Source organism: Micromonospora maritima (assembly GCF_902825405.1).
In the GTDB taxonomy this organism is placed as follows: Bacteria; Actinomycetota; Actinomycetes; order Mycobacteriales; family Micromonosporaceae; genus Micromonospora; species Micromonospora maritima.
On the sequence record NZ_CADEAU010000332.1, the window covers coordinates 1 to 5983 of the forward strand.

6 protein-coding genes and 1 pseudogene are annotated in these 5983 nt (G+C 75.1%); 1 reads left to right on the plus strand and 6 read right to left on the minus strand.

The window, feature by feature from the left end; all coding sequences use genetic code 11:
• Both HUW36_RS23515 and HUW36_RS23520 read right to left on the minus strand, forming a co-directional pair.
• Positions 1-584: universal stress protein (locus HUW36_RS23515; RefSeq protein ID WP_174530168.1), on the minus strand; the 584-nt coding region annotated here is incomplete at its 3' end.
• A 124-nt stretch (positions 585-708) separates the two neighbouring features.
• Positions 709-1614 carry a universal stress protein gene (locus tag HUW36_RS23520; RefSeq protein ID WP_174530169.1) on the minus strand — a complete coding sequence of 302 codons (906 nt, stop codon included), beginning with the start codon at positions 1612-1614 and terminating at the stop codon, positions 709-711.
• Positions 1615-1770: 156 nt separating this feature from the next.
• On the opposite strand from HUW36_RS23520, the gene HUW36_RS23525 reads away from it, so the two are divergent.
• On the plus strand, positions 1771-2241 hold the full coding sequence (locus HUW36_RS23525) for a cyclic nucleotide-binding domain-containing protein (RefSeq protein WP_174530170.1): 471 nt from the start codon (positions 1771-1773) through the stop codon (positions 2239-2241).
• Here the strand turns inward: HUW36_RS23525 and HUW36_RS23530 are convergent.
• The 4 genes and pseudogenes from HUW36_RS23530 to HUW36_RS34140 form a co-directional block, all read right to left on the minus strand.
• A complete protein-coding gene (locus tag HUW36_RS23530; RefSeq protein ID WP_217428862.1) occupies positions 2217-2531 on the minus strand; it encodes a hypothetical protein in 315 nt (104 codons plus the stop codon). The two genes, HUW36_RS23525 and HUW36_RS23530, sit on opposite strands and share 25 nt — an antisense overlap.
• A 29-nt stretch (positions 2532-2560) precedes the next feature.
• The gene (gene pflA / locus HUW36_RS23535; RefSeq protein ID WP_174530171.1) at positions 2561-3292 is read right to left on the minus strand and encodes a pyruvate formate-lyase-activating protein; all 732 of its coding nucleotides are present in this window, start codon (positions 3290-3292) and stop codon (positions 2561-2563) included.
• Between the two features lie 38 nt (positions 3293-3330).
• Positions 3331-5577: a formate C-acetyltransferase gene (gene pflB, locus HUW36_RS23540; RefSeq protein ID WP_174530172.1), complete on the minus strand. Its 2247-nt coding sequence runs from the start codon at positions 5575-5577 to the stop codon at positions 3331-3333.
• Positions 5578-5793: 216 nt separating this feature from the next.
• Positions 5794-5983 (minus strand): annotated as a pseudogene (locus HUW36_RS34140) (hypothetical protein); the annotation flags it as partial.

The following is a 5983-nucleotide window of genomic DNA, read 5'->3' on the forward strand; positions in this document are numbered from 1 at the left end:
GGCGCCACCGCGCCCTGCTCCGGCGACCGGACGTGCACCAGCGCCAGCTCGGCGTCGCGGCGGTCGGCCTCGTCCGCGGCCAGCTCGACCGCGTACGCCGCGGAGTCGGAGCCGTCCACGCCGACCACCACCGGGCCGCCCACCGGGATCGGCTCCTCGGCCGGGCGGACCACCAGCACCGGGCAGTGCCCGTGCTGGGCCAGCTGCCCACCCACGGAACCGAGCAGCAGGCCGGCGAAGCCGCCCACGCCCCGGCTGCCCACCACCACCAGTTCGGCCCGGCGTGACTCCTCGACCAGGGCCGCGCCCGGCCCGCCGGCGACCTGTCGCGCCTGCACCCGCAGGCCGGGATGCCGATCGGCCAGGTCGGCGGCGACCCGCTCCAGCATCTTCTCCGCCTCCTCGGTGGGTGCGGGCACCCCGAGGTCGTACGGGTTGAGCGGCACCCCGTAGCCGAGCGGGTGCAGGTAGCCGTGCACCAGCAGCAGGGGCCGGGACCGCGCGACGGCGGTGGCGGCGGCCAGATCGGCGGCGGCCAGGCTGGACGGCGATCCGTCCACCCCCGCCACGACGGGTCGGTTCATCGGGACCCCCTCGGTCGACTCCCGCCATTGTGGCCGCCCCGGCCCCGCCGCGCGGCCGACGCCACGGATCGGGGCGCCGGTCGGGTGGCCGCCCACCCGACCGGCGCCCGTCGGCGCGGACCGGTCAGCCAGCCGTTTCCCGCCGGTGCCGCACGATCGCCAGCGGGCTGCGGCAGTGGTGCAGCACCGCGTGGCTGACCGAGCCGAGCAGCAGCCCGCCGAGAGCGCCCCGACCGTGCGCACCGACCACGGTCAGCTGCGCGTCGGTGGACTCCTCGACCAGCGCCCGGGCCGGGGTGGCGGCGATCAGTTTCGGCCGTACCGTGACCTCCGGGTAGCGCTCCGCCCAGCCGGCCACCGACTCGGCGAGCACCCGCTCCTCGTCCGCGCGCAACCGCTCCGGGTCGTACACCAGGGGCATGATGTCGCCGTAGCTGTCCCGCCGCGTCACCGGCTGCGGATAGAGCCAGGTGTGCACGACGACCAGGTCGGTGCCGCGCCGGGCGGCCTCGGCGAACGCGAAGCCGACCGCCTCGGTCGACAGCGCGGAACCGTCCACCCCGACCACCACCGGTCCCGCCGCCCGGGCCTCGCCCCGGGTGATCAGAACCGGGCAGTCGGCGCGGGCGGAGAGCTGCACCGCCGCCGAGCCGACCAACAGCTCGGCGAAGCCGCCCAGGCCACGGTGGCCCAGCACGAGCAGCGTCGCGTCGCGACTCTCCCGCAGCAGCACCGCGACCGGCCCGCCGTCCACCACCGCCCCGCCCACCGCCAGGTCGGGGTCGACCTTGCGGGCCTCGTCGATCGCCTCCTGGACCAGTTTGCCGGCCTCCTGCCGCAGCTCGTCGTCGGGCAGCGTGGCGGCGACCGGGCCGAGCGGGGTGCCGAGCAACGGCCACAGGAACGCGTTCACCACCCGCAGCGGCCGGTGCCGGACCACCGCCTCCCGTGCGGCCAGCCGGACCGCGTCCAGCGCCGACGGGGAACCGTCCACACCCACCACGACGGGGGCACCGGATCTGTCGGTCATCACGTCCTCCTTCGTCCACCTCCAGCCTGGTCCGGCGGGTCGTGCCGGGGCAGGGGCGAGCGCCCGCGCACCTCGGGACCATCGGCCCCTTCCGCAACGGGGGTGTGACGGGGTGTGATGGATCCACGGCTTCCTTCTGCCGATCGTGGAGGCGCCATGACCCCGCTGGAGATGCTCCGCGTCCACCCGTTCCTGGCCGGTCTGCCCGACGAGTGGCTGCCCCGGCTCACCGGGTACGCCCGCCCGGTGGTCTGGCACCCCGGGCACCGGCTGTTCCGCGCCGGCCAGCCGGCCGAGCGGTTCTGGCTGGTCCGTGGCGGCCAGGTCGCGCTGGACTTTCCGGTGCCCGGCCGCGGCGACGTGGGCATCGAGACGATCGGGCCCGGCGGGGTGCTCGGCTGGTCCTGGCTGTTCCCGCCCTACCGCTGGCAGTTCGGCGCGGTGGCCACCCAGCGCAGCACGGCGGTCGAGCTGGACGCGGACGGGGTGCGCCGGCTGATGGAGTCCGACGACACGTTGGGCCGCCAGCTCACCGCCCGGTTCATGAGCGTCGTGGTGGACCGCCTCCAGGCGTCCCGGGTGCGCCTGCTCGACCTGTACGGCTATCCCACGTCCGTGGCGAGCTGACCCGGGTCGGTGGTGCGCCGCACGACCAGCTCGCCCACCTCCAGCCGGCCGATGCGCAGCTCGCGGATCACCGCACGGCGCACGGCCAGCCGGCCGATCACGAGCGAGCCCACCGCCAGGGCGCCCACCGCCACCGCGCCCAGCGCCAGCGCGCCGACGGCCGTGGCGCCGAGGGCCCGGGCGCCTGTCGCGCCCGCACCGGTCGCCTGGGCGCCGGTGGCCCGTGCTCCGGTCACGTCCGCGAGCGCGGTGCCGAGGTGGGTGCTCCGGCGGCGTCGTACGGCAGACATGCGCTCATCCTAGGGCCGCCCCGGGCGGATCAGGTGACGGTCAGGCCGCGCTCGGCGAACTGGCCGCGTACCCGGGCCAGCAGCTCCGGGTCCGGCGGCGCGGTGTCCGCCAGCGGGAAGGCCAGGCCCAGCTGGGCGTACTTGTGCGCGCCGAGCCGGTGGAACGGCAGCACCTCGACCCGCTCGACGGTGGCCAGCCCGGCGGCCACGTCGGCCACCCGGGCCACCTCGTCGGGGGCGTCGGTCAGCCCCGGTACCAGCACGTACCGGATCCACATCGGCGTGCCCCGGTCGGCCAGCCGGCGGGCGAACCGCAGCGTCGGCGCGAGCCGGCCGGTGCCGGTGACCCGCCGGTACGTCGCCGGGCTGCCCGCCTTCACGTCGAGCAGCACCAGGTCGGTGGCGTCCAGCAGCGCCTCGTCGGCGCGGTCGCCGAGGAACCCGGAGGTGTCCAGCGCGGTGTGCAGGCCGAGGTCGTGCCAACGGCGCAACAGTTCCCCGGTGAACGCGGGTTGCAGCAGCGGCTCGCCGCCGCTGACCGTGACGCCACCGCCGGCCACCTCGACGAACCGCCGGTACCGGGTCGCCAGCGTCACCATCTCGTCCACCGTGCGGCGCCGGCCGCTGCGGCCGTACCAGGTGTCCGGGCTGTGGCAGTAGCGGCAGCGCAGCGGGCAGCCGGCGAGGAAGACGACGAACCGGGTGCCCGGCCCGTCCACGCCGACCGAGGTGTCCCAGGAGTGCACCGCCCCGTGGAGCACCGGTGGCGCCGCGACGGGCGCCACCGGCGGGCGGCCGGTCACAGCGACCCGTGGAAGGTCCGGGACACCACGTCCCGCTGCTGCTCAGGCGTGAGCCGGACGAAGTTCACCGCGTACCCGGAGACCCGGACGGTGAGCTGCGGGTACCGCTCCGGGTGGGCCATCGCGTCGAGCAGCGTGGCCCGGTCCAGCACGTTGACGTTGAGGTGGAACCCGCCGGCGTCGGTGTACCCGTCGAGCACGCCGGCCAGGTTGGCGATCCGCTCCGCGCGGGTGTGACCGAGGCCGTCGGGGGTGACCGTGCCGGTCAACGAGATGCCGTCGCGGGCCGCGTCGTACGGCAGCTTCGCCACCGACAGCGCCGAGGCGACCAGGCCGTGGGTGTCCCGGCCGTTCATCGGGTTGGCCCCCGGCGCGAACGGCTCACCGGCGCGCCGGCCGTCCGGCGTGTTGCCGGTGTGCGTGCCGTACACCACGTTCGAGGTGATGGTGAGCACCGACATGGTCAGCTCCGCGTCGCGGTAGGTGCGCTGCCGGCGCAGCTTCGCCGCGAACGTCTCGACCAGCCACACCGCGATCTCGTCGGCCCGGTCGTCGTCGTTGCCGTACGTCGGGAACTCGCCCTCGACCGCGTAGTCGACGGCCAGGCCGCTGTCGTCGCGCAGCACCTTCACCCGGCCGTACCGGATGGCCGAGAGGCTGTCCACGGCGACCGAGAGGCCGGCGACGCCGGTGGCCATGAACCGGCGCACCGGGTGGTCGTGCAGCGCCATCTCCAGCCGCTCGTACGCGTACCTGTCGTGCTGGTGGTGGATCACGTTCAACGCGTCCACGTACGTCTGCGCCAGCCAGTCCAGCGTCCGGTCGTACGCGGCGAGCACCTCGTCGTAGTCGAGCGTCTCACCGCCGACCGGCGGGGTCGGCGGGGCCACCTGCGCGCCGGTCAGCTCGTCCCGGCCGCCGTTGACCGCGTAGAGCAGCGCCTTGGCCAGGTTCGCCCGGGCGCCGAAGAACTGCATGTCCCGGCCGACGCGCATGGCCGACACGCAGCAGGCGATCGCGGCGTCGTCGTCGTACGCGGGTCGGATCAGCTCGTCGTTCTCGTACTGGATGGCGCTGGTGTCCAGCGACACCTGGGCGCAGAACCGCTTGAAGCCGTCGGGCAGCCGCGGCGACCAGAGCACGGTCAGGTTCGGCTCGGGCGCCGGGCCGAGGTTGTAGAGCGTCTGGAGGTAGCGGAACGTGGTGCGGGTGACCAGCGGGCGGCCGTCCGCGCCCATCCCGCCGAGCGACTCGGTGACCCAGGTGGGGTCGCCGGAGAAGAGCTGGTCGTACTCGGGGGTGCGCAGGAAGCGGATGATCCGCAGTTTGATCACGAAGTCGTCGACCAGTTCCTGCGCGCCGGTCTCGTCCAGCCGCCCCTCGGCGATGTCCCGCCGCAGGTAGACGTCGACGAAGCCGGCGGTGCGCCCGAGCGACATGGCCGCGCCGTTCTGTTCCTTGGTCGCGGCCAGGTAGGCGAAGTAGAGCCACTGGATCGCCTGCTGTCCGGTGGCGGCCGGGCGGGAGATGTCGAAGCCGTACGAGGCGGCCATCTCCGTCAGCTCGCCGAGCGCGCGGATCTGCTCGGCCAGCTCCTCCCGGTCGCGGATCACGTCGTCGGTGCTGCGCCGGTCGTCCAGCGCGGCCTTGAGCGCGCGGCGCTCCTCGACCAGCCGGTCCACCCCGTACAGCGCCACCCGGCGGTAGTCACCGATGATCCGGCCCCGCCCGTACGCGTCCGGCAGCCCGGTGATCACGTGCGACCGCCGCGCGGCCAGCACGCTCTCCGGGTACGCGTCGAAGACCGCGTCGTTGTGGGTGCGGCGGTACCGGGTGAAGATCTCGTGCACCCGCGGGTCGGGTTCGCGCCCGTACGCCCGCAGCGCGGTCTCCACCATCCGCAGCCCGCCGGCCGGCATGATCGCCCGGCGTAGCGGCGCGTCGGTCTGCAACCCGACGATCAGTTCCCGTTCCCGGTCGACGTAGCCGGGCGCGTGCGAGGTGATCGTCGACGGGGTGGCCGCGTCCACGTCGTACACCCCGCGTCGGCGCTCCTCGGGGAACATGGCCCGCAGCCGGTCCCACACCGCCAGCGTGCGGGCGGTCGGGCCGGTGAGGAACGTGGCGTCGCCGGTGTAGGGCTCGTGGTTGCGCCGGACGAAGTCGGCGACGTCGACGGTCTCCCGCCACGGTCCGTCCCGGAATCCCCGCCACGGGTCCACGGTGCGCTGGTTGCCGCTCATGCTCGCTCCCTCGGTTCCGCCCGCCCTCACACCCCCACCCTCGCCCCCCACGCGCCCCTCCCGGCAGAGCCCCAGGTACCCCCACCCCGGGACCAAAGCCCCGCCCGCCCGCGTCGATCATGAGGTTGGCGGCGCGATCAGAGATCCACATCGCCGTCAACCTCATGATCGACGCGGTACGGGCGGGGCGGGGCGGGGGCGGCGGGGGCGGCGGGGTCAGCGGGGGAGGGGGTGGGCGCGGAGGAGGCGGGCCCACCAGGGGCGGGGGCCGGAACGGGAGCGGGGGTGGGGGGTGGGGGTGTTGCGGAGGCTGAGCCAGCCGCCGGGGCCCATCGTCACCGTGCCGACCGCCGGGGGGCGGCGGCGGGACCACAGCGCCACGGCGGCGGTGAGCGCGGCCACCGCG

Excerpts from the sequence above, each read along its gene's own strand:
- HUW36_RS23520 (WP_174530169.1), bottom strand. The coding sequence starts at position 1,614 with ATGACCGACAGATCCGGTGCCCCCGTCGTGGTGGGTGTGGACGGTTCC.
- HUW36_RS23525 (WP_174530170.1), top strand. The coding sequence starts at position 1,771 with ATGACCCCGCTGGAGATGCTCCGCGTCCACCCGTTCCTGGCCGGTCTG.
- HUW36_RS23530 (WP_217428862.1), bottom strand. The coding sequence starts at position 2,531 with ATGTCTGCCGTACGACGCCGCCGGAGCACCCACCTCGGCACCGCGCTC.
- pflB (WP_174530172.1), bottom strand. The coding sequence starts at position 5,577 with ATGAGCGGCAACCAGCGCACCGTGGACCCGTGGCGGGGATTCCGGGAC.